This is a genomic window from Jiulongibacter sediminis, from assembly GCF_001306455.1.
Taxonomy (GTDB): Bacteria; Bacteroidota; Bacteroidia; order Cytophagales; family Spirosomataceae; genus Jiulongibacter; species Jiulongibacter sediminis.
In genome coordinates, this window is the sequence record NZ_LGTQ01000006.1 from 332,254 (window position 1) to 355,615 (window position 23,362).

Annotated in this window: 22 protein-coding genes; 8 read left to right on the top strand and 14 right to left on the bottom strand. The window is 42.0% G+C overall.

Annotated features, from left to right (window positions below; all coding sequences use genetic code 11):
• The first annotated feature begins 118 nt into the window (after window positions 1-118).
• Window positions 119-289, top strand: coding sequence for a hypothetical protein (locus tag AFM12_RS19825; protein WP_165492338.1), 171 nt, complete (start codon window positions 119-121; stop codon window positions 287-289).
• Here AFM12_RS19825 and AFM12_RS07285 read toward each other — a convergent pair.
• Both AFM12_RS07285 and AFM12_RS07290 read right to left on the bottom strand, forming a co-directional pair.
• Window positions 281-1,006, bottom strand: a complete 726-nt coding sequence (locus AFM12_RS07285) for an RluA family pseudouridine synthase (protein ID WP_055145985.1) — start codon at window positions 1,004-1,006, stop codon at window positions 281-283. The genes AFM12_RS19825 and AFM12_RS07285 overlap by 9 nt on opposite strands.
• A 4-nt stretch (window positions 1,007-1,010) precedes the next feature.
• Window positions 1,011-2,165, bottom strand: coding sequence for a 1-deoxy-D-xylulose-5-phosphate reductoisomerase (locus AFM12_RS07290; RefSeq protein WP_055145988.1), 1,155 nt, complete (start codon window positions 2,163-2,165; stop codon window positions 1,011-1,013).
• A 152-nt stretch (window positions 2,166-2,317) separates the two neighbouring features.
• Between AFM12_RS07290 and AFM12_RS07295 the strand changes: the two genes are divergently transcribed.
• Window positions 2,318-3,592: a Glu/Leu/Phe/Val family dehydrogenase gene (locus tag AFM12_RS07295; RefSeq protein WP_055145991.1), complete on the top strand. Its 1,275-nt coding sequence runs from the start codon at window positions 2,318-2,320 to the stop codon at window positions 3,590-3,592.
• Between the two features lie 487 nt (window positions 3,593-4,079).
• On the opposite strand, the gene AFM12_RS07305 is transcribed toward AFM12_RS07295, so the two are convergent.
• The 4 genes from AFM12_RS07305 to AFM12_RS07320 all read right to left on the bottom strand — a co-directional run bounded on the left by AFM12_RS07305 (window position 4,080) and on the right by AFM12_RS07320 (window position 8,246).
• The gene (locus tag AFM12_RS07305; RefSeq protein WP_055145997.1) at window positions 4,080-4,283 is read right to left on the bottom strand and encodes a type II toxin-antitoxin system HicA family toxin; all 204 of its coding nucleotides are present in this window, start codon (window positions 4,281-4,283) and stop codon (window positions 4,080-4,082) included.
• On the bottom strand, window positions 4,280-4,504 hold the full coding sequence (locus AFM12_RS07310; RefSeq protein ID WP_055146000.1) for a type II toxin-antitoxin system HicB family antitoxin: 225 nt from the start codon (window positions 4,502-4,504) through the stop codon (window positions 4,280-4,282). Before AFM12_RS07310 ends, AFM12_RS07305 begins: the two co-directional genes overlap by 4 nt.
• Window positions 4,505-4,567: 63 nt before the next feature.
• Entirely contained in the window at window positions 4,568-7,006 is a 2,439-nt protein-coding gene (locus tag AFM12_RS07315; RefSeq protein ID WP_157687323.1) for a DUF5686 and carboxypeptidase regulatory-like domain-containing protein, read from the bottom strand.
• A gap of 76 nt (window positions 7,007-7,082) precedes the next feature.
• Window positions 7,083-8,246, bottom strand: coding sequence for a PQQ-dependent sugar dehydrogenase (locus AFM12_RS07320; protein ID WP_055146006.1), 1,164 nt, complete (start codon window positions 8,244-8,246; stop codon window positions 7,083-7,085).
• A gap of 128 nt (window positions 8,247-8,374) precedes the next feature.
• On the opposite strand from AFM12_RS07320, the gene AFM12_RS07325 reads away from it, so the two are divergent.
• The 3 genes from AFM12_RS07325 to AFM12_RS07335 all read left to right on the top strand — a co-directional run bounded on the left by AFM12_RS07325 (window position 8,375) and on the right by AFM12_RS07335 (window position 12,993).
• The gene (locus AFM12_RS07325; protein WP_055146009.1) at window positions 8,375-8,839 is read left to right on the top strand and encodes a hypothetical protein; all 465 of its coding nucleotides are present in this window, start codon (window positions 8,375-8,377) and stop codon (window positions 8,837-8,839) included.
• A gap of 320 nt (window positions 8,840-9,159) precedes the next feature.
• Entirely contained in the window at window positions 9,160-11,139 is a 1,980-nt protein-coding gene (locus AFM12_RS07330; protein WP_055146012.1) for a YgiQ family radical SAM protein, read from the top strand.
• 126 nt (window positions 11,140-11,265) lie between these two features.
• On the top strand, window positions 11,266-12,993 hold the full coding sequence (locus AFM12_RS07335; protein WP_055146015.1) for a M3 family oligoendopeptidase: 1,728 nt from the start codon (window positions 11,266-11,268) through the stop codon (window positions 12,991-12,993).
• 5 nt (window positions 12,994-12,998) lie between these two features.
• On the opposite strand, the gene AFM12_RS07340 is transcribed toward AFM12_RS07335, so the two are convergent.
• Entirely contained in the window at window positions 12,999-13,691 is a 693-nt protein-coding gene (locus AFM12_RS07340; RefSeq protein ID WP_055146018.1) for a DeoR/GlpR family DNA-binding transcription regulator, read from the bottom strand.
• A gap of 52 nt (window positions 13,692-13,743) precedes the next feature.
• On the opposite strand from AFM12_RS07340, the gene nudK reads away from it, so the two are divergent.
• Window positions 13,744-14,319 (top strand): GDP-mannose pyrophosphatase NudK, encoded by a 576-nt coding sequence (gene nudK / locus AFM12_RS07345; protein WP_055146021.1) that lies wholly within the window; start codon window positions 13,744-13,746, stop codon window positions 14,317-14,319.
• A gap of 190 nt (window positions 14,320-14,509) precedes the next feature.
• Window positions 14,510-15,268 (top strand): hypothetical protein, encoded by a 759-nt coding sequence (locus tag AFM12_RS07350; protein WP_055146024.1) that lies wholly within the window; start codon window positions 14,510-14,512, stop codon window positions 15,266-15,268.
• A gap of 85 nt (window positions 15,269-15,353) precedes the next feature.
• On the opposite strand, the gene AFM12_RS07355 is transcribed toward AFM12_RS07350, so the two are convergent.
• The 4 genes from AFM12_RS07355 to AFM12_RS07370 all read right to left on the bottom strand — a co-directional run bounded on the left by AFM12_RS07355 (window position 15,354) and on the right by AFM12_RS07370 (window position 19,420).
• Entirely contained in the window at window positions 15,354-15,536 is a 183-nt protein-coding gene (locus AFM12_RS07355) for a hypothetical protein (RefSeq protein ID WP_055146027.1), read from the bottom strand.
• A complete protein-coding gene (locus tag AFM12_RS07360) occupies window positions 15,526-16,488 on the bottom strand; it encodes an endo alpha-1,4 polygalactosaminidase (RefSeq protein ID WP_082391235.1) in 963 nt (320 codons plus the stop codon). Before AFM12_RS07360 ends, AFM12_RS07355 begins: the two co-directional genes overlap by 11 nt.
• A gap of 113 nt (window positions 16,489-16,601) precedes the next feature.
• Window positions 16,602-18,779 carry a hypothetical protein gene (locus AFM12_RS07365; protein ID WP_055146030.1) on the bottom strand — a complete coding sequence of 726 codons (2,178 nt, stop codon included), beginning with the start codon at window positions 18,777-18,779 and terminating at the stop codon, window positions 16,602-16,604.
• Between the two features lie 11 nt (window positions 18,780-18,790).
• Window positions 18,791-19,420: a hypothetical protein gene (locus AFM12_RS07370; protein WP_055146033.1), complete on the bottom strand. Its 630-nt coding sequence runs from the start codon at window positions 19,418-19,420 to the stop codon at window positions 18,791-18,793.
• 219 nt (window positions 19,421-19,639) lie between these two features.
• Here AFM12_RS07370 and AFM12_RS07375 point away from each other — a divergent pair, with 219 nt between their 5' ends.
• Entirely contained in the window at window positions 19,640-21,094 is a 1,455-nt protein-coding gene (locus AFM12_RS07375; RefSeq protein ID WP_055146036.1) for a hypothetical protein, read from the top strand.
• Between the two features lie 3 nt (window positions 21,095-21,097).
• Here AFM12_RS07375 and AFM12_RS07380 read toward each other — a convergent pair whose 3' ends face one another.
• From AFM12_RS07380 to ygiD, 3 genes are all read right to left on the bottom strand, one after another.
• Window positions 21,098-21,958, bottom strand: coding sequence for a tetratricopeptide repeat protein (locus tag AFM12_RS07380; RefSeq protein WP_055146039.1), 861 nt, complete (start codon window positions 21,956-21,958; stop codon window positions 21,098-21,100).
• 84 nt (window positions 21,959-22,042) lie between these two features.
• Window positions 22,043-22,459, bottom strand: a complete 417-nt coding sequence (locus AFM12_RS07385; RefSeq protein ID WP_055146042.1) for an OsmC family protein — start codon at window positions 22,457-22,459, stop codon at window positions 22,043-22,045.
• Window positions 22,460-22,507: 48 nt separating this feature from the next.
• Window positions 22,508-23,341 carry a 4,5-DOPA-extradiol-dioxygenase gene (gene ygiD, locus AFM12_RS07390; RefSeq protein WP_055146046.1) on the bottom strand — a complete coding sequence of 278 codons (834 nt, stop codon included), beginning with the start codon at window positions 23,339-23,341 and terminating at the stop codon, window positions 22,508-22,510.
• Window positions 23,342-23,362 lie beyond the last annotated feature (21 nt).

Sequence of the window (23,362 nt, forward strand, 5' to 3'; positions counted from 1 at the left end):
TAGCTTTATTTAATAAAAAATTGCACTAAACCGCAATTGTACAAGAGAACCTTAAGAAAACCACGTTAAACGCTTGAATCTATACTACAGGAACAAGACTAAACGTGCCTTTACCGATATGAAAAAAAGAAATGTTAACCTCCTTATGGTGGTTCAGTGGCTGATTTTTATGCCATTATTGCTCCCTATGTCTGCTATTGCAGGTGCTGTGGAAGGAATTAAGAAATTCTTTGATCAGGCTAATGCCGACATTTTTAATGCTGAAATTTCCAATAACGATTTAGTGTAGAAACTTCATTGTTTCGTCTTTGATGTTTTCATAATCAAGGGTTAGAAACTCTTCCCAAAACGGATCTTCCGGTAACGCCGCACGGCATAGTACCGGCTCATTTTTAATGGGGTGAATAAAGTAAACCCTTCTGGAGTGGAGGTTTATTGAAGCATCTTTATTGGGTCTGTCAAAACCATATTTAATGTCTCCCTTGATAGGGCATCCCATGCTGGCTAATTGTACCCTGATCTGATGCGGCCTTCCTGTGATTGGTTCTATTTCTAATAAATGGTATTTATTAATAGTGCCGAGGTAGCGGTAATTCAGTTCAGCCTTTTTTGCATTTTCAACAGGAAAATCATGAGCGGTAACTACATTTCTTTCATGATCTTTAACCAGATAGTGCGTTAGTTTTCCTTTTTTCTTTTCAGGTTTTCTTTTGGTTACCGCCCAGTATGTTTTTTGGATATCCCGCTTTTTAAAGAGTTTGTTCATTCTTTCCAACCCTTTAGAGGTACGAGCAAAAATTATAAGACCACTTACGGGCCTGTCAAGTCGATGAACAGTACCTAAAAATACATCTCCGGGTTTATTGTATTTCTCTTTAATATACTCTTTGACGTAATCTTCCAGTGTTTTATCTCCTGTTTTATCAGCGTGAACAATCACACCTGCTGCCTTGTTGACAATAATGAGGTGGTTGTCTTCATAAATGACCTGAAATGGCTTTTTCATAGAATTAATTGATCATCGAAGTGGCCAATCGTCTGGTTTCTTCGTCTGTTTTAATATAGTCTTCTAGAGATGGTTTCGGAACAAAATTCACCCGATTCATACATTTTTCGATGAGATCAGACATTTGAAGGAAACCTACTTTGTCTTTCAAAAACGCATCTACGGCTATTTCGTTCGCAGCATTGACAATGCACGCCATGTTTCCTCCCTTTTTGAGAGCTTCAAAGGCAAAGCCGAGGTTACGAAAAGTTTCTAAATCTGGTTGCTCAAAAGTCAGAGAAGGGTAATCCAGAAAGCTAAATCTTGGAAAATCAGACTTCAGACGGTTTGGAAACCCTAAGGCATATTGAATTGGGAGCTTCATATCCGGCAAACCAAGCTGTGCCTTTATGCTTCCATCTTCAAATTGTACCAAAGAATGAATAATACTTTGGGGATGAACAACCACTTCTATTTGCTCGGCTTTGAGGTCAAAAAGCCATTTCGCTTCAATAACCTCCAGACCTTTGTTCATCAATGAAGCTGAATCTATGGTGATTTTGGCTCCCATGTCCCAATTGGGGTGCTTTAAAGCCTGTTCTTTCGTGACATTGGCCAAAAATGTTCTGTCTTTTCCCCTGAACGGACCACCACTTGCGGTAAGAATAATCTTTTCAATAGGGTTGATATGTTCACCAACCAGACATTGAAAAATAGCCGAATGCTCAGAATCTACCGGAAGAATATCAACCCGGTTTTCAAGGGCTAGTTGAGTGATTAATTCTCCGGCAACCACGAGCGTTTCTTTATTGGCCAAGGCAATGTGCTTCTTGGCTTTAATAGCCTTGATTGTTGGTAACAGACCCACATATCCTACCAAAGCAGTGAGGACCATATGAATATTATCAATCTCAACAACCGATGAAAGAGCCTTTTCACCCGAGTAAACCTTTATGTAATGAGGGTCAAGAGCCGAGAAAACTTTGTCGTATAAGTTTTCATTGCAGATAACCACAGCATTTGGCTTAAATTTAATAGCCTGCTCTATGAGGAGGTCGGCATTATTCTGAGCGGTAAGAACTTCAACTTCAAACAAATCAGAATTGGCCTCAATAACTTCAAGTGCCTGAGTACCTATGGAGCCCGTAGAGCCGAGAATTGCAATGTTTCTTTTTTGCATCAAAAGGGATTTGCAACAAAGGTCATAAAAGATTTCAAGCTTGCCTAAAAACGTTTCAGGTTGGGTAGAATCAAACAGTATTATTTAAGGAAGAAATAGATTTTATCTAAGTTTGCGTTACAAATAACTTCATCAATAAAACATTACAAATCATGCAATATTTAGAACCGGCTCCAATAAAGGATCGGGAGAATCCTTTGGAGTCAATGATGTCTCGTTTCGACGAGGCTGTACAGGTTTTAGGCATCTCTGATGAGCTGTATCAGATTCTTACCATTCCTGCTCGTCAGGTTATTGTAGGCTTGCCCGTAACTATGGATAGTGGTGAATTAAAAGTTTTTGAGGGTTATAGGGTGATTCACTCTACTATTCTTGGCCCGGGAAAAGGGGGAGTCCGTTTTGATCAGGATGTTTCTCTTAATGAGGTTAACGCACTGGCTGCTTGGATGACCTGGAAATGTGCAGTGGTAGACATTCCTTTTGGTGGAGCAAAAGGAGGGGTGGCCTGTAACCCAAGGCAAATGTCGGCTGGTGAAATGGAGCGGTTAATAAGAACCTATACCAAGGCAATGCTTGAAAACTTTGGCCCTGATAAGGATATTCCGGCTCCGGATATGGGTACTGGTGCACGTGAAATGGCCTGGCTGATGGATGAATACTCAAAAGCAAAAGGAAAGACCGTACATGGCGTGGTCACAGGCAAGCCTCTTGTTCTTGGAGGATCTCAGGGTAGGGTAGAAGCCACCGGTAGAGGAGTTATGGTGAGTACTTTAGCCAGCATGGCCAAGCTTGGTATTTCACCGGAGAAAGCGACCATTGCCGTTCAAGGATTTGGTAATGTGGGTAGCTGGGCAGCCAGTCTTCTGGAAGACAAGGGTTGTAAAATCGTAGCGGTGAGTGATATTTCAGGGGCCTATTATAACGACGGCGGCATTGACATAAAAAAAGCAATTGAATACAGAGATCAGAATAAAGGAACTCTTGAGGGATTTAAGGAAGCTGAAAAAATTGACCCGGACGAACTCTTACTGTTACCTGTAGAAGTGCTGATCCCTGCTGCAAAAGAAGATGTAATTACCGGCCGAAATGCAGCCCAAATTCAGGCTAAACTAATAGTTGAAGGGGCAAATGGGCCAACTTCGGCCAAGGCCGATGTCATTTTGAAAGACAAAGGGATCATTGCTGTGCCTGATATTCTGGCGAATGCCGGAGGGGTAACAGTTTCCTATTTTGAATGGGTTCAAAATCGCATGGGTTATAAATGGCCGCTCGACAGGATCGTCAGACGCTGTGAAAAAGCCATTAATAATGCTTTCGACCACGTTTATGAGGTTAGCCTGAAATACGATGTTTCATTGAGGACTGCAGCATATATCATAGCCATTGACAAGGTAGCGACGACATATAAGTACAGGGGAGGGTATTGAAAATTGACAAATTATTGGAGATCTTGGATAAGATCAATTCTTTCGAAAAAGTAATTTTTACTTTTGTCGGAGTCTGATGAAAAAAGAAAATCCAAGGCCCTTTTAAAATGCTTGATATGAATTGGAATACATAGTTTTTTATCTTTTACATTAACCACAATTATTTGGTTAAATATATTTTTGAGATAGGCTTTTCTGGGGTCAGCTATTTGCAGAATTTTACAAGTGGCCCATTCAATATACCAGTGATCATCTTCATGAAACAATTGAACAAATTTGAAGAGATAGAGGTATGCGATATAAATTCCTAGCAGAATTTGAATTAAAAGAAGAACCAAAATATTGACATTAAAGGGGCCAATGAATATTAAGGGTAGCTCAAGGAGAAGGGTTAAAAATAGAAATCCAAGAAGTAAATGAAACCCTATTTTTGAATTGTGACCAAAGGGGTATCTTCTCATTATCTAGCGTTTCAAATGCAAGGTATTCAAAGCTGGTTCTTATCAATTCCAGCTTGTTTAAGAATAGCCAGAAATGTTCCCTTTTTTAGGTCTTTTCCTCCGTGAACAGGAACAATTACAGTTTTACTCGTGGAAGAGTTATAGTATAGTTGATGTGAACCTTTACTTCTTTTAAAGACGAAACCTCTTTCTTCCAGTAATTTGATCAAATATTTCGAACTCAGGTTCATGCAGCCTCAAGGCTTATGGAATACTCCAGGGTTTGAGAATCATCTGGAATTGATTCACCCCTTGCTTTGAGTTCCTCAATATATAGTTCAATTGCTTCGCGAGCCATTTCAATGGCTTCATCAACAGTTTCACCATAGGTAATGCATCCAGGTAAAGAAGGAACCATAACAGTATACCCACCTTCGGGTTCGCGATTCATCAGAATTTTGTAATTCAGCATTATGATTAAAATGAGTTCATCAAAAATAAAACAATAATTGGAAACCGTTTGAAAATGAATTGATTAAAAACTCCACGTATTCTTATCCCGATTATAGGGCTCTAAAGAAAACTTAAAGCCACTTCTGATACCGTCTTTGTTTGATTGTGAAACTACGTAATAGGCACCGAGCCTAAAACGTGATTTGCCTAATCTGAAAACACGGTTTGCTCCGGCGTATAGCTCACTATACTGGTATTTCCTTTCAGGCACATAGAGCAAACCGGCTCCGCCAACGGTTCTGATCCCTGTTTTGTTTAGCAATGGTACTTTACTGGTTAAAAAGCCATTAAACTGATGTTCGTAATGTGATTCAAAAAACCAATCGAACGTGGAAAAAGTTTGAGGAATCAACTGATAGGTGTACATGTTGGGAGAAAACCAGATTGGGTCGCCGCCACGTTGATATTGATAATCCATTGGTGCCAGGCGGGTGGTGTCCATGAATTTTCCTAAGGCCATGCGGTATTCAGAAGTGCCAAAAATGCCTACATTGAAATATTGGGAAACATTGAATTCGGTATAATTGAAGGCTTTCTTCAGCCCATTATCTGAGTTGAAACCGAAATTGCTTCGTAAACTAAAGGTAGGCCATCGAGAACCCAGAACGATCTTTTCATTGGGTTCCCGAAGGTATTTTTGCCCTGGCGTAAACTCGATTCTAAAGTTTGTTTTGAAAATTTTGGTTGTGGGAAAACTGACTGGTTCATTTTGTTCAAAAAGCTCATCGCCGAGTCTGGAAAACTTAAAATCACCGAAGTCTTCCCTTTTGTTCCATTGCAGTTGGGTGTTGAAATAAAAGCCGTTGAACAGTTCGGTTCTGTGAGAGAGGTTAAGGCCGGTGTTGATATAAAAGTTATTTCTCCGAATGATATCGCTGATAGTGGCATTGCCATTGATGACATCAAAACCCTGCCCTGCACTGGCAAAAATGCTGCTTTGTCGGATGGGGTTATACAGAAAGTTGAAATTAATGAAGCCTCGCAAGTCTTTGTTCAGAAAGCCATAATTAAGGTAAGGAGTCACGTCAATCCGTTTTCTGTTTTCAAACCTTTTCATGTATTGAATACGATATTGCACCCTCCATCCACCAATCGCCACAGGATTAAGCAACTCAGGCAAGGACCCAAAACGCCAATCGACTTTCTTTGCCCGATTGATATGACCTACACCGCTCCAAAGTACTTTCAATGGCGTTACTTTATTGTAAATGGCATCCACAGAGTCAAGGTATTCTTTGGAGTTCAGTCGAATTTCTTCTAACTCCTTTGCTTTGACCACAGCCCTTTCGGTACTGTTCAGGGGTTTTGGGCGGATGTTTTCCCAATAACTACTATCTCTTTTGTAGGCTTCAGCCGTGGTGACGCCAACTTCAGGGCCAAAGAAGTTTTTAGCATAAGTACTGTCAAAAACAAAGTCAGAATGACTGACTTCCGTTCTTCCATTTTTTGTTTCGCCGCCACCTTTGAGTTTCCACTCAAACATTTCTTTGGTGACCACTCTTTTGTCTTGAACGAATTCGTATTCCTGCTCAAAAGAGAAGGAGTTATACTCAATCAAAAGCCGTTTCGGGACACTCAGTTTTACTTTATGAATAGCCCAAAGGCCATCAAGCACTTCTACCTCACCCTCATAGAGCGAATTGCCCAACTCCTTAGGCTTAACCTGAATTCTGTAAACGAGCCGTTCGCCGTTATGATAAGTTTCCAGTAGCTTAAACTTGTATCCAAGGTACCCAACGGTGCTAAAAGGAGAGATAAGAGCGTTTTCTCCCAGTTTTTCAACGACCTGTAGATTTTGATAAAGGTCAAATTGCCCGTCAGTGGTGCTGGTATAGTAGAGGTCATGAATATCTCCGAATTTTTTGACTCCTGTTCTTTCCTCCTTCTGTTTATTTGGCAAAGACTGAAAATGCTGAATATTGGCTTCAAAAAAATTCATATTCGGCAGGCTGTCTGCCATAAATGGGTTCTTATTTTCTTCCTTCTCGTCTTCTTTTTGAGGTTTCAGACTAATAATTTCTTCTACACTTTTAACATAAGTTTTGGCCGCCAGCGTCTGAAATTGATTTTGCCAACGCTCTTTATTCTCGATCACATTTTTAATGACCTCATAGCTGTAATCTTTCTTTTTAACATTAACCACTACCTCAGAAAGCACCTTTTCGTCAGGTTCAAGGAAAAAATTATAAATTGTAGAGGAGTCAATAACTATTTCAATGGTCTGCGGTAAAAACCCCAGGTAAGAAACAGAAATACGGTGCAGACCTTGCTCCAGGCTCAGCTCATATTGACCTGCTTCGTTGGTTTGCGTACCGGTTTGAAGGTCAAAAACTCGAACCGAGGCATTCTGAAGAGGCTCATTATCTGTTGAGTAGACATAACCGCGAAGAGGGAAATATTGCTGAGCAAAAGTGATAGTACCCGTCAGGAAAATAAAAGTCAATAAGAATAGCTTCTTCAAATCAGAGTTGCTGATTGGTGTCTGGCAAAGGTCAGGATTTTATGATTAGCAGATTCTTAAAAATGCTTAAACAGGTTTACTCCTTCAACTTATAGATTTTGCCATCAAAAGCACAGATGTAAAGCTCGTTCTGCTGGTCAAGACCAAATGAAGCAATGTTCAATCGGGTGTCCATCAAGGTTTGGTTCGAAAAAGTACCATCTGAGTTTTCAGAGAGGGCGTATATTCGACCTGAAACATAATCGGCAAAAATATATTGACCAGTAAGTGAAGGTGCTGACGTGCCTCTGTAAACATAACCTCCGGTAATAGACTTGTCACCGGTGTCCTGAGAAATTTCCAAAACAGGAGCGGTGTATTCAGATGAGTTTTCACCTGATTGGTAGGTATGTAATCCTTCCATGTCACTCCAGCCATAATTTTTACCTGCTTCTATTATATCAACTTCTTCATAGGCATTCTGACCAACATCGGCAGCCCAAAGTCTGCCGCTTTCTTTATCAAAGCTGATTCTCCACGGGTTTCTCAATCCATAGGCGTAAATCTCTGGCTGAGCCATAGATCGGTTCACAAATGGGTTGTCAGCAGGTATTCCATAGTTTTTTGACCCTGAAGTCTGATCGACATCAATTCTTAAAATAGCCCCTAAAAGGGTGTTGAGATTTTGACCGTTTCCTTTTGGGTCGCCACCTGAGCCGCCGTCGCCGGTTGAAATGTATAGGTATCCGTCAGGACCGAAAGCTACCTGGCCCCCGTTATGGTTTCCGTAGGGTTGATCAAAACGAAGTAGAACCAATTCAGAGCCAGGGTCGGCTTTGTTGGGGTCAGAAGACGAAATGGTAAACCTTGAAATCAGCGTCTCACTGCTTGAAGCCGTGTAATTGACATAGAAATAGCCATTTTCACGGAAATTAGGATGAAAGGCCAGGCCCAATAAGCCTTCCTCATTATGGTTGTCATCTACCTTTGAGGAAATATCAAGAAATTCTGTGGTTTCACTTACAGTTTCATCATTTTTAAAGAATGATATCTTCCCCTCTTGCTCTACCACGAAAACGCGATTACTGCCGTCATTTGGTGATTGAAAATCTACGGGACGTGTAAAACGTAAATTGGGATAGGCCTCTACCAATTCAAGATTTCCTCCATTGTTATTTTCAGGGTATTCTACTTTTGGTTTGTTATTACATGACGGAGCCATGCTAATGAGGGCGAGAAATAAGAGGCTTAAGTTTTTCATAATCAATGTGTTTGTCTCTCATGAACGTAACAGGGGGCTATTCGGTTTCACATGAGAATCTGAAGGGTAACATTTTTCTTTTTATATTATTTTCAGATGTTTAGAAGACAAAATTAAATGATTCAATTATGGCATTCTGGGACGATGACGATGAAATGAGTGATGAGGAATATGAGCGTGAGCGAAAAGAAGAAAAAGAACGGGTCAACAATCTGCCTGTTGTAAAAAAGGCTAAGGATCTATTGAATACCATAATGGCCTTTATCGCTACGGTGGAAGATGAGGAAGATACCGCCGATTTAAAATCATCTCTGATAGGGGATGTTGGTTTGATCAATGCCAAAATAATAGGAGCGGAGGCCGGTGATCTTTACACTATCCGAATGGAAAATGCGGTATTGATTAAGGTGAGTGCTGTCAATATCAAAACCACCATGTTTGCTTTTGAGATGTTTGAGAAAGGAAACCCTGAGTACCGTGATCTTATTAAAAATGAAATCGAAGAATTCCGTAAAATCTTCGTGGTATGGGTCGCTACTTTTGACCGCACCAATGATTTGGTAGAAGATGAGTGGGGCATTTGGAATAGATGATTTCTGACTTCGTGGCACGACTAATCCTCGTAGAATATTGGTCGTGCTACGAATAAAACCAGGCACTTATTGAACTTAACCCCTTCATGCCTTAATGTTAAAAAAGCAATGAGGTTTAAACATTAAGAGGTTAAAGTTCATTAAGTTTTGAGGACAAGGGCCAATTCTTTGTTGCCTGGCGTCTTTGCGGTGTGTTCGACAGGCTCACCCACCACACAATTTAATTTTCGGCTAATAGCTCAAAGCTTTTTGCCTAAAGCCATCAAGAACAATTCTCGGTGTAACCTCGTTATCTCAAAACAAATCGAGACCTTTGTAGCATGATTACAGTAAGAGAAAGACCCGTAACGCATTGGCTTCCAATTACAATGAAGGAAGTAGAGATGCGTGGCTGGGATGAGGTGGATGTGGTGTTGGTATCGGGCGATGCTTATGTGGATCATCCTTCGTTTGGCACCGCGGTTATTGGGCGTATTATTGAAAGTGAAGGTTTTCGAGTGGCCGTAATTCCTCAGCCGAACTGGCGGGATGACCTCCGTGATTTCAAAAAATTTGGTCGACCAAAATATTTCTTCGGTGTCACGGCCGGTTGTATGGATTCTATGGTGAATCATTATACGGCGAATAAGCGTAAACGCTCAGACGATAGTTACACTCCGGGTGGTGAAGCAGGCTTCCGTCCTGATTATGCCACTACAGTTTACACTAAAATTCTGAAAGAACTTTATCCCGATGTGCCGGTTTTGATCGGAGGAATCGAGGCTTCTCTTCGTCGTGTTACGCACTATGATTACTGGGCAGATAAACTTTTTCCGACAATTCTGGAGGATAGCGGTGCCGATATGCTGGTGTACGGAATGGGCGAACAGCCACTTCGCGAACTACTAAAACTGGTTCAGAAAGGAGTGCCTTTGAATTCTATCAAAGATGTGAATCAAACGGCCTTTTTAGAGCCAACAGAAGAGGTCAGAGATTATAAAGGATGGAATACCGTTGAGCTTTCTTCTCATGAGGATTGCCTTAAAGACAAATTGAAATATGCGGCCAATTTCAAACTGGTGGAGGTAGAATCTAACAAATGGCAGGCAAACCGATTGACTCAAAAAGTTGGGGACAAGACATTGGTGATAAACCCGCCTTTTGTAACAATGGATGAGGCTGAAATGGACAAGTCCTTTGATTTGCCCTATACCCGACTTCCTCACCCGAAATACAAAAAACGTGGGGCTATCCCGGCCTATGAAATGATCAAGTTCTCGGTGAATATGCACCGGGGCTGTTTTGGCGGTTGTAGTTTCTGCACCATTTCGGCTCATCAGGGGAAGTTTATTGCTTCCCGTTCGCAGGAAAGCATTATGAAAGAGGTGGATGAGTTGGTGAAACACCCGGAGTTTAAAGGGTACATTTCAGATTTGGGCGGGCCTTCGGCCAACATGTACCGTATGAAAGGTAAAGACGAGAGCATCTGTGCCCGCTGCCAGGCTCCGAGCTGCATTCACCCGGTAATTTGCTCCAATCTGGATACTTCACACAAGCCGCTCACCGAGATTTACAAGAAAGTTGACGAGCATCCCGATATCAAAAAGGCTTTTGTGGGCTCCGGAATTCGATACGATTTGCTGGTTGACGATTTCAATAAAAATAATCAGGACGGCAACCACGACGAGTACATGGAACAGCTGGTAACCCGCCACGTTTCGGGTAGACTAAAGGTTGCTCCGGAGCATACGGCTGACAATACCCTTCGAGTGATGCGGAAGCCATCGTTCAAGTATTTCCACAAATTCAAACAGAAATACGACAAGATTCAGGAAAAGCATGGGCTGAAACAGCCTTTAATTCCTTATTTCATCAGCTCGCACCCAGGCTGTGAAGAAGCCGATATGGCCAACCTTGCTGCTGAAACCAAAGACATGGGTTTTCAACTGGAGCAGGTTCAAGACTTTACGCCAACACCGATGACGGTGGCGACGGTGATTTATTATTCTGGTGTACACCCTTATACCATGCAGCCTGTAAAAACGGTTAAAACAAGAGAGGAAAAGAAGACCCAAAACAACTATTTCTTTTGGTGGAAAAACGATATGAAAGGCTGGATCAAAAACCGCCTTACCAAACTTGGTCGCCCCGACCTGGCCAAGCAGCTTCTGGAAAACCCGAAACAACAAAACGAGTCAAAAGACTTTAAAGGCAAGGGTAAAAAGAAATTCAAAGGCAAAAAGTCGAACGCTCAGGGCTCACAGCCTAATGCTCATGGTCAGAACAAGAAAAAAATCAAGAAGAAGAAGGGCTGGGCTTAGTAAATGACGGTTTGGGATTGGCGATGTTTAAACTTAATGCTCCTTGATTTCTTCATTTTTAAAATGTTCTAAAAAGGCATTAATCCGAATCCCTTAATTTTACCTTAACATTAAAATCACAAAAAATTGGAAGAATTAGTACTGCCTACCCGCAAAGCCAGAAAGTTTATTGGAGAAGAGTTTAATCTGGATAGCTGGGAGACCGTCAAGCCTTTGATAGAAAACCTGGTTGCCCGTGAAATCAACAATGCAGAAGACCTGAAGCAATGGTTTACGGATAGAAGCGAGCTGGAATCGTACCTCTCAGAAAACATGGCGTGGAGGTATATTAAAATGACTTGTGATACAGCAAGCCAGGAGCGTCAGAAAGACTACCAGTTTTTTGTGAGTGAAATACAGCCGCATCTTTCTGTTTATGATGATCAACTCAACAAAAAGGCTCTTGAAAGCCCTTATTTGAGTGAGTTGACAGATCAGGGATTTGAGATCACCATTCGTGGAATGAAGAAATCGGTAGAGATTTTCAGGGAAGAAAATATTCCGCTTTTTACACAAATTCAAACGAAGCAAACCGAATACCAGGGAGTTACCGGAGCAATGACCGTGACCATTAACGGCGAAGAAATGACTTTACAAAAGGCAGGTCTGATTCTTCAATCGGTGAACCGGGCGGATAGACAAAACGCCTGGATGAAAATAGGAGAGCGTAGAATGGAGGATGCAGATAAGCTGGATGTGCTTTTCAATGAACTTCGGGATCTTCGTCATGAAGTGGCTGTCAACGCTGATTTCAAAAACTTTCGTGATTATATGTTCGCGGCCATGGGTCGTTTTGATTACACACCTGAAGATTGTTTCAATTTCCACGAATCGGTGGCGGAGGCCGTGGTTCCATTGCTCAATGAAGCAAACGAAGAGCGTCAGCAAAAGTTGGGATTGAATCCGCTTAAACCTTGGGATAAGGCAGTTGATGTCAAAGGAAGGCCGGCTTTAAAGCCTTTCAAAGACGGAGAAGAGCTGCTAGATAAGGCTGTTCGCTGCTTTGATAAAATTGATAAACAGCTTGGTGATTATTTACGAATCATGCGTCGAATGGGCCATTTTGATGTAGAAAGTCGCAAAGGAAAGGCTCCGGGTGGTTATAACTATCCGCTCGAAGAAATTGGTGTTCCATTCATCTTTATGAATGCTACGGGCTCTGTTCGTGACTTGGTGACGATGGTCCATGAAGGAGGACATGCCATTCATTCGTTTGAAACCCGCGATTTGCCATTGAATAGTTTCAGAAGCACCACGGCTGAAGTGGCGGAGGTAGCTTCGATGGCAATGGAGCTGATTTCTATGGAGCATTGGGATGAATTCTTTGAAAACCCGGAAGACCTGAAAAGAGCCAGAATAGAGCACTTACAGGATATCATTTCAACACTTCCGTGGATTGCCACGATCGATAAATTCCAGCACTGGTTGTACGAAAACCCTTCACACAGCATTGAAGAACGTAAGGCCGAATGGCTGAAAATTTTGGATCAATTCTCCGATTCTATCACCGACTGGAGCGGACTTGAGAAGTTCAAAGAAGCCATATGGCAGCGTCAATTGCACATATTTGAAGTACCGTTCTACTATATCGAATACGGCATGGCTCAGTTGGGGGCCATTTCAGTTTGGCGTAACTATAAAAACGATCCTGAGAAGGGTCTAAATGCATATCTTAGAGGTCTTCGAATGGGTTACACTACCACCATCGGAGAAATCTACAAGGCAATGGACATCAAATTTGATTTCTCCAAAGAATACATTTCTGAACTGATGAGCTTTGTGAAAGACGAGTTGGAGGCTTTGAAACAATCCTGAACGAATTAACCTTCGGAGAGAAAAGTGACCTTCTCTAAATTCTGGCAAAACTTCAGATAGGATTTTTTCCCAAACTTAGAACTATCGGCTAAAACGTAGACTTGCTCTGAATTTTGAATCATAGCATGGCTGATTTCAGCTTCTTTTTCTGAATTGGCCCAGAGGTTTTGATTTTCGTCGATGGCATCGGCTCCAATGAAGGCTTTGGTGGCGTGGTATTGTTGAATATGCCACTCGGCCATTTTACCATGCATGGCTTGTCGTTGAGGATCATACTCTCCGCCGATAAGATTGACTGAGCACTTACTGCCAACCAGGGCGTTTAGAACAGGAAGAGAGTTCGTAATGACTTTGACCTTCAATTCTTTGATGAAAGGGCACATTTGTAGGGTAGTGCTTCCGCAATCAATGAAAATGACATCGCCGTCTTTGACAAATTGTGCCGCCTTTTTACCAATTTCTATTTTGGCTTCAGCATTTTTCAGGTCTTTGAGTTGAAAAGAAATGACAGGGCTTTCGGCCATGGCCATTGCTCCGCCGTGTGTTCGTTTGAGTAAATTCTCTTTTTCCAGTTGTGCAAAATCCCTTCGTATCGTAATGTCAGAAACATCTAATTGCGAAGCCGCTTCGGCGACCGACAGCTCTTCATTTTGAAGAAGTAGTTGCAAAATTTTCTGCTTTCTCAATTCAAATCTCATTTCTTCTATTACTTTTGATCAAAAATAAACAAAAACGATCAGAAACAATCAAATGGGGGAGATTAAAATCATAGACAATCAATTGCTTTCAGATAACTGGTACATACTTCGGAAGTATACTTTTGACCTTCTTACCAAAGACGGCTGGCAAAGGCAAAGTCGGGAAGCTTATGACCGTGGAAACGGTGCCGTTATTTTGTTATACAATCAGGAAAAGCAAACGGTGGTTTTGACCCGTCAATTCCGTTTACCTACCTACGTGAATGGGAATGAAGACGGAATGCTGATAGAAGCCTGTGCGGGCCTTTTGGAAGATCTAAACCCCGAAGAGTGTATTCGGAAGGAAACAGAAGAGGAAACCGGATACCGCATTGGAAAAGTGGAAAAGGTGTTCGAAGCCTATATGTCCCCGGGCTCAGTGACGGAGATTCTCTACTTTTTTATTGCCCCGTATGAGCCCAAAATGAAAGTAAGTGATGGAGGAGGTCATGAAGAAGAGCAGGAGAATATTGAGGTTTTAGAGCTGCTTTTTTCTACCGCTTTTGATATGATAAAAACGGGTGAAATCAAGGATGGTAAGACCATTATGTTACTACAGGAGCTCAAGCTGAGAGGAATTTTGAGATGAAATAAGCTCAGCGTGTAAAGCGTTACTAAAAGAAGTTAGAAATTCATGTTCAGTACTTTAGCTTCAATTATTTAGTTTTCGTCGTCGAAATATGACGAAACCGAGATTTTCCGCCTAAAAAGGTGCAATTTGTTGAACAATCTTAAGCAAATTCGCATTTTAGTGGTCTTCATAAACAAATTAAATTTAAATGAAATTGTCTATTCTTAAATCAGCCGTAACGCTGAGTTTTTTACTTACCGCAACTTTTGCAAACGCTCAAAGGGTGCTCCCAAACACCTGGTATAATAACGGATCTGTACAAACAGGAACAATTGCCATCACAGATGATAAAACTGTGGGAAGCCTTTTCTCTATCCCTGAAGAAGAGAATCTCGACTATTATTGGGATCAGGATTTTCACCCGGGTAAGGTATACTACATGGGTCGCTCTGTAGATACAGGTGAATTGATTTTAGACAGCCTTGCTTCAAAAGAAGTGAGAATGGATATCTGGAATAACCGAATTGAATTCAACACTCCTAAAGAGATCAAAATCATGGAAATGAGACGGGTGGTGAATCTTTTGGTGGAAGAAGATAAAAACGAAATTGCTCAGTTTATTCATCCTGAAGAGTTTGGAATTAAGGACGTGAAAGGAATGGTGAAACTTTTGATTTTCAAGAATGAAAAGGCCGTTTTAATGTCAAAAGCATTGAAAGTAACTCCGCCTACTTACGTTGCAGCTCTTGATACCGGTACTAAAGAGGCCACCATTGACAAGAAAAACCAATTTCTTTTCTGGGACGGCGATTCTATTTATGACATCAACTCAAAAAAGGAGGCAAGAGAGGTTATGGCCGGAATGGGAATTAACGGTAAGGCATATTTTAAAAACTCAAAAAATAAGCTCAAAACAGAAGAAGACTATAAGAAACTTGGCTTCTTTATAGCCAGTCAAAATTCTTAAACCCGTGCAGGGGTTTATCAGAAACTTCTTTCAATTTTAAATACAACGAGAATAGACGCTTTTCACAGCCTCTTTTCTCGTTTTTTTATGCTCCTTGATTTCCTTGATTTTGGATGGCTTGGTTGAGCTTGGCTCCTGTTTGCTTAAAATAGGTTTCGAATCTTTTTTCCAGTTCCGAAAGCTCATTCTCTGCCTGTTTCAGCATTTTACTTCGTCGCTGAATGGCCTTAACCTGTGCTTCCAGAGCTTTTTTTTTGTCACTTTTCAAAGTATTCGAACGCGTCTATGATATCGAGGTAAACCCCGTCAAAACCGACATCCATAATTTTCTGTAGGTAGGAGTCAGCGGTTCCATAAATGATGTTTTGCCATTCGGTCTCCCAGTATCTGACTTTATAATTTCCTTTCCAATCGGGATTCTCACGCTCTATCCAGCTCTTCGGGTTTTTTGACCAGTCTGCCTGCCAGTAATAGCGGTAATCTTCGGCTTCGCCAATAGACATATAACAAAGCAAAAAACGTTTGCCGCCATTGGCTTTGACTTTCAATTGGTCAATCCATTCTTTTGTGAGCTCCACATTATTTTGGCCAAAGAGGTCGAGGATGAGCACATCATAATTGGTCTTTGACAGGTCTGAAATCATTTTCTCAGGACTCTCAAAACCTCCGGGATTAATCAGATAAAGAAAGTTTTTGGCCTGAGCCAAAGAATTGATATCGCCGCTGTTTTCATTTTGAGGTTTAGCCTCAGGAATTGCGTTCAGCTCTCTCTCCGGTGCCGGAAAGGAGACAAAATTATGTTGAGCGTTTTTTTGGTTTGACTGCTCAATATTTCCAGTGGACCAGCAATAGTCGGTCACCAAAACCTGCTTACCTGCGGCTCTAAGGGCATCCAGGTAAGTTAGTTTATAGTCAATCTCATCTTCGGGGCTCGCCTGATTGTCTTTGCGATAGCCAAAGAAGAGGTCTTCCAGAGCCTGGGCGTCAATGGCATTGACATACCGCTCATGAAGCGGCTGATTTTCCTCACCATTGATGGTTAGTAATTCAATTCCATTTTGAGGTACTACCGCAAAGTTTGGCTGCTTAGATTTTGCCCATAGGCTTATGCCAATAACAAAATCCCGCATCTCCTCTTTGAAGTCAATTCCCTCCGGCAAGGGCTTTTTCTCACAAGCCGAGAGGATAATTAGAGCGAGTATGTAACTTAGTTTTTTCATGTTTAAAAAAGATGTAAGACCTAAGACTTCTTTTTTGTGTCAACTTAAACCGATTTATTCTCTAAAGAGCCGGTCTTTTGCCTTAAGTCTTCGGTCTCCCCGTTTTAAAAAAATCATATACACGTTTCGCCCACCACCGGCAGCTCAGCACAAATGTTCAGAGCACCTGTAGCCCAGTTTGGTTTAAAGCTAAGGCCTACGCCAGCACATACCTCTACGGCCGTGTCATCTGCCACACAGAACTCTGCTTCGGCTCCGATAGTAACGCTGCTTTGAGAGAAACCAAGCTCCACATTCGCATTTGCTGAGGCCACGCCTAGGTCAATAAAGGCTCCTGTCTCTCCGTTCAGGCCAAAGGAGGTTGGTCCGTAGATATAGCCGGTAACTTTGATGTTTCCGCCGATGATGACGAGTGGCAGATCAATAGCTCCACTAAGTGCGGCCCCGCCCCAGGTGGTGGCGTTCAGGCTGAGATCGGTGGATAGTTTGGTTACACCAAAATCAAGTCGACCGGCAATTAAACCTCTCAAAGCAAGGCCTCTTGCAGAGATTTCACCGTTAACTTCTACCAATGCCACTTGTAGCGGAGTTTTCATATATCCATGTAGAAAAACACCTATATCAGTATTGGCCTCCAGGCTAAGGTCGGTTTGAAGAGCTTCTCCGTTTCCGAAGTTAATGTTTGTTCTTTGGGTACCTTTCAGCATCAGTCTGTCGGCACTCAATTCACCTTCAACGGTAAAATCGCTGATTCCGCCAGGTAGCTGAAGCATTCCGTTTAAGAAGACGCCTCTGTTAGAAACTTCCACATTTAAAGCAGAACCCAGTTTAATGCCTTTGCCAAAGTCAACGCCAGCATTTGCCATTCCTTTTAAAGCGAAAGAACCGTCTTTGTTTAACTCACCGGTAAGTTTGATCTGACCAACCCCGTAAGGTAGCGTGGCCAGCCCTGAAACATAGATTCCTTCATTATTGAAATGCAAAATGGCTTGTTGAAATGGCTGACGGCCCACGCCCGGGATATTGATTTCCATTTGGTTTTCCATGTACAGCTCCCACTCAGAAAGCTCGGTGCCGATATTGACGTACATTTTTCCGGAGTAAGTGGTTGTTGGCAAAACCTTCGCGATTTCCGGCCCAAGAAGTTCGTCGTAAAGGCGGGCACTGTCATACTCGCCGGCAAAACGGATGAATGATTCGCCCGTTAAGGCCATTTGCTGTTGAAGAGTCGCATTGCCAAGCTCAACTCTAAGGTCTAGCGGAAGCATATCGAGCAGGAAATGCCCGAACTCTACTTTTCCGTTGACGCCAAGACGATAGGCCGTGTTATCAAGTCCGTTCTCAAAAAGGTCTGGAAGACGATAGCCGGCGTAAGAGTTATCATAAAAAAACTCACCGGTAACGTCAATCGGATATTTTTTTAGCGGAACAGTGCCCTTCAAATAAATGCTGCCATCAAAAGTCTCAAAGTTGGTGCCTCCAACAATCTCCTCCAGTTGGTCGCTGAATTTAGCCGGTCTGAACGGGAAATGAGGTTTTGCAGCTAAGCCAATTGAGACATTTGAAATGGAGTATTTCGGACTAAGCTTTCCGGCCTTTGCTTTAAACTTGGTGAATTTGCTGGCTCCATCCTTAATGGCCTCTGGCTTTGAGTTTTTGTCAAAGAAATACATATCGCCTTTCACCAAAATTGCAGGTGCATCAGCGTTTAGGTAAAGGTCTTTAAAGTTGACTAGGGTATTCCCGATCATCATCGGGCCACCTACTTTGCCCGGTAAGAAATCAGCGGCCGGGTCAAGGTTAAACCGGAAATAGCAGGACTCATCCTGAAGCGGAAGCTCGCCATCAAAACGTCTGAACTCCACACCGTTTCCGTAACTCAGATTTGCCCCGAAAATATCTGAGTAGCTCATCACACCGGAAAAATCTCCGACTTCAGGAACGAGCGTAGAGCCAAAGCCCTCCATTTTTACGAGATCGCCGTTATTGCCCTTGGTGACGGTGAAGTCGCCACTGGTTAATGGCGTAAGACCCAGATTAGTTTGAGTAAAAAGAGTGCCTTTAATCTGATACCCGTTTGAGATTTCCTGGACCCGGTCGCGGTAGGCGAAAAGGTTGACGCCGTTACAGGTTACGCCAACATTGAGGATAGTACTGTCGGCAATGATATTGCCATCTTCATCAACCGGCGGTTTTTCTTCTTCTTCGAAAATATCAATGGGTTGAAAATCGCGGTCTTTACAAGAGCTGACAAAAACGAACAGGGCGAAAACGAGTAGAAGTTTTTTCATGGCTATGAAGGTTAAAATTCAGGACATGCGTTTTGGGCATATTTTGTTTTGATGTTAAGAGGAATAGCTGCAGTAATCATCACGCTGAAACGGTCGGTAATCAGGTTCTGGGGGCTGAAGCCCCCGGCGATAAATTGAGCTTTGGAGTTTTTGTTATAACGGGCCTGCAGGCCTGCCAAAATATTTCCGAGCGGGTACTCCACACCAGCCAGAAGGGATCCGCCGAAGCTGTTGTCCTTTTCAATTTTGAGACCGTAGGCCGTAATGCCAGGGTAGCCTTGAGTGGTAAAGCGGGTTTGAAGGTAATTGGCGGCTACCCCAACATAAGGACTTAACCGGCCGTCAGATATTTTGCCCATCGGATGAAACGTGTAGGCAAGCTCGTAAATGGTGTGAGTAAAACTGAATTCTTCTTTTTGGTACCGGCCACCATTATGGAAGTTGAGGTGGAGGCTATTTTTTCTTTTTCTCAATGAGGCCTGAAGCATGTATGGAGTCCACTTGGGGCTGAAGTCGTTCTGAGCCGAAAAATGAAGCGGACTAATACCAACTCCAACGAACGGTCGCCAGCGTTGGGCCTGAGCTTCTGACACTCCCAGAAGGGAGATGAGCAGGGCGGTGATGAGTAGTCTTGTCTTCATTGCAATTGCTTTTGTTTCGACAGTTCGAAGGTAGCTGCCGGAGACTCACACCATGAAATTTAAGGGGTGGACAAAGGGTGGACTGCCTAAAAAAAGTTGAAAAAATTTACTCTGCGGTTTGGTAAGCCGTAAAGTAAATTAATGAGCAGGTTGATGACATAAAGTGCTTATAGTATGTGCTCTACGGTATAGTTTCGTCAAAAAATAACAAACTGTATTATGAAAAAAGCATTGATTCTTCCTTTTCTATTTTCTGTTCTCCTGAGTTTTGGGCAGAACATTTTAATTGAGCCAGACGGTATTACTCCGAATAAAGCAAATGGGTTTGAAACGAAGAGTTATGAAGAGATAATGGCGATTCCTGACCCGAAAAAAGGGGAGGTTTATTTTGACGAAACCTTTAGTCAGGTGAGAGTATTTGATGGAGTTAATTGGAAATATTTAACCGAGGGCTCAGATCTCAGTTCACCGTCATTTAAAGAGATTAATACAGGAGGAAGATTTACAAACATTCGTTCCAGAACGGATTCCACGATTATCTGTACAATTGAGAATGAGGGTGTTGTCAATTTGGGTGAAATACAGATTAGCTCTTCTCCGAATAACTTTATTATTGGGGAATTCGATTTCGTTAATGAAGAATGGTTATGGTATGAAACAATGTATTTGGGATCTGCTGCTGGTATTAATTCAATTGACGTCAAAGGAGATACGATGGCAATAGCTCTTCGGGTTTTTGAGGATATTTCTTTTGGAAGTACAAATGTTTTGACTTCAACCGATGGTTTGGCTAAAGCTGTGGTGGCCTTGTATGATCTGCAATCAAAGAGTTGGCTTTGGGTTAAAAATCTAGGCAATAACTACTTAGACTTTAGAAAAGTGTTTTTTGATTATGAATTCAATATTTACGTCGTAGGAAGCTTCTATGAAACGATCTATTCCGATGCTTTTTCAGCAGTTAATACTTACAATTCAAGTAGGGGTGGCGTCCATTTTCAAAAAATATCTAAAACAGGAGTCACTCAATCTCTGACACCGATATTTTCAAATGTTTTGAGTAATTATTTTCAGTATGCTTTAGATGATAGCGGTTCTGATAGAGGTGGTCTCAATTTCAGAATTTTATTGGCGGTTAGTTTTGAGGGACAAATAAATGTTGGACCTCAGGTATATTATGCCTCTTCCGGTGGAGGCTCTGATCTTTTAATTTATGACCTCTTGCAGTCCTCTCAATGGAATACAGCCAAAGTTTTAGGGGGATCTGGAAATGTTAGAGTTTTTGACTTAAGTGTTGCAAATGAACACTCGCACGTATTTACAATTGCCGGATCATTTGATGGAGAGATTAATTTCGGTCAAAATTTTATAAACCTTCAACAAACAATACGAAACGCTAGTGATGACAACGATGGATTCTCTGCCAGTTATTCATTCGATTTGGTTGGAAACATTGCCTTGTCAGATGAACCAGTATATTCTGTTCACAACTACGTTCTTTTTTACCCGAACACCAGCTATGCCATAGGTTTGTACTCATTTGAGGGATTGACGCTAACTCAAAAAGGACCAGGATTCAATAAAAAACAAAACTATCCAGATGTTGGTAGTGATTTCGTACTATCAGATAGATATGTAGTTTTCAGAAATCAAAGCTTGTATAAGCAAATCCGATAAACCCTACTCAAAAACCCCTTGAGGATCAGGCTTTTGATTCAATAATTGAGTTAAGATCTGGGTGTCCACGGCGTTAGGGTCAATTTTGTAGCCTTTGTGAAATTGAAGCCAGGCTTGGTCAATTTCGCCATTGACAAGGTTAGCCAAGGCGAGTTGCATATAAGTGTTGGCAAAGTTTGGTGCCAGCAGTTTGGCATCGTCCAGGATTTTAAAAGCTCTCTTCAGGTCTGAAGGATGCTGGTTTTCGGTGAAACACTTGATGTGAACTGTGGCTAGGTCTACCATCAATGTTACGTTAAACTTCTCGTCAGTTTCAATCCCCTGAGTCATCAACTTTATGGCCTCTTCATAATGACCCTGCTGATATTCGATAACACCCAGTCCCCAATAAACGTCGATATTCTTCTGATTCAGAAGATGAGCAAGATTGAAACGATAGGTCGCCATTTCTTTGCTACCTTCAGATAGGTACTGCCACCCCATATCGGAGAAGAAAAGACTTCCTTTTTCACGGGTATCAAAGTTTTTATCACAATCGGCCAAAAAGGCCTCATCGTCTTCAATCTGCTGAATAGATTTGTGATATCCACCAAAAAGGGGAAGGTGATAAATGTTGACACCACTTGGGGCCGCTTTACCTACATAAACCACATCATGATCTAGCTCTATAACCCCTTGGCCCAAGCTTTCGAATTGCTTGGGTTCAAAGGGTTTCAGTGTGTTTTCTGCAGGTTTGGCTACCTCAGGGGTAACCGTATTCATAGACCCTCCCATAGGAGTACTCTCTGACTTCAGAATAACCTGCTGAGCCGAAACGCCGATAAAGCTTAGAGCGAAAAAAACCGATAAGGTGCTTTTAATCACGTGGTTTTGTACCAATTTTTGCCCTAATATAACGGTATTTCGTATATTTTATTGAGTCAGACTCAATAAAAACAAACCGTAAAATCAGTTATTTTTTAGAGTGTATTCAACCGAAGTTTTGAGGTTGAGTACTTTTGAAATCGGGCAGTTTTCTTTGGCATCGTCTACCATTTTACCGAAATCTTCATCGCTTACGTTGGGCACCACGGCATCCAGGCTAAGCTCAGATGTGGTCAATGTTCCGTCTTCCATATTAATTTTACAGGTTGTATTCAGTTCGGTAGCCTCAAGGCCGGCCTCCTGAAGTACAAAGCTTAATTTCATATTAAAACAGCCTACATGTGCGGCTGCAATAAGCTCTTCGGGGTTCGTGCCCGGCTCATCTTCGAAACGCATTCTAAAGGTATAGGGCACCTCTTTTAGGGCTCCGCTTTGGGTTCCCAGAGTTCCACTGCCGTCTTTTCCTGTTCCTTTCCAAACTGCTGTTGCTGATCTTTTCATGTTTTTTTCTGTTTTATGTTAGGGCCTCAATGTATTTAAGGCATTCTTTTATCCAATTTTAATTGAAGTCATGTTCAATGAACCCGCTACCAGCTTATCATTAAAAAATTCAATATCGTCTGAGTTGCTTTGCAAACCCAAGGTATATAGTAACGGGAAATAGTGGTCCGGAGTTGGAATAGCCAACTTTGCGGCTTCACCTAAAGAATGATAATTGATCAAATCATTGTGCGATTTACTTTCAATTTTTGACTTCAAGGTTTTGTTAAGCTCATGAGCCCAGTCATAGCCGAAATTAGGCTCATTGAGTTTTTCCCAGTATACCATGCGTAAGTTATGAATCATGTTTCCACTCCCGATTATCAAAACGCCTTTTTCACGTAAGGCGGCAAGTTCTTTACCAAGATCATAGTGATATTGCCCGGTTCTTGGGTAGTCAATGCTGAGTTGAAGCACAGGGATTTTGGCCTCCGGGAACATTCGTCGTACCACGGACCAGGTGCCATGATCAAGCCCCCAGTCATGGTCAAGTTCCACTTCAGTACTTTGTATCAAGTTTTTTGTTTCCAGAGCAAGAGAAGGCAAGCCGGGGGCTGGATATTCCACCTCAAAAAGTTCTTTCGGAAATCCACCAAAATCATGAATGGTTTTTGGGTTTTCCATGGCTGTTACCTTGGTGCCCTTACTCAACCAGTGGGCAGAAATAACCAAAACGGCTGAAGGTTCCGGCAAAGTTTTACCCATTTTCTCCCAATGAAGGCTAAATTCATTGTCTTCAATAGCATTCATTGGCGAGCCGTGGCCCACAAATAAAACAGGCATTTTCGCGGCCCTTCTTGGCAGCGTGTCGCTCAAATTTTTGAGATCATGTAAAGAATTCATGTAGCTACAACGATTTTTTGA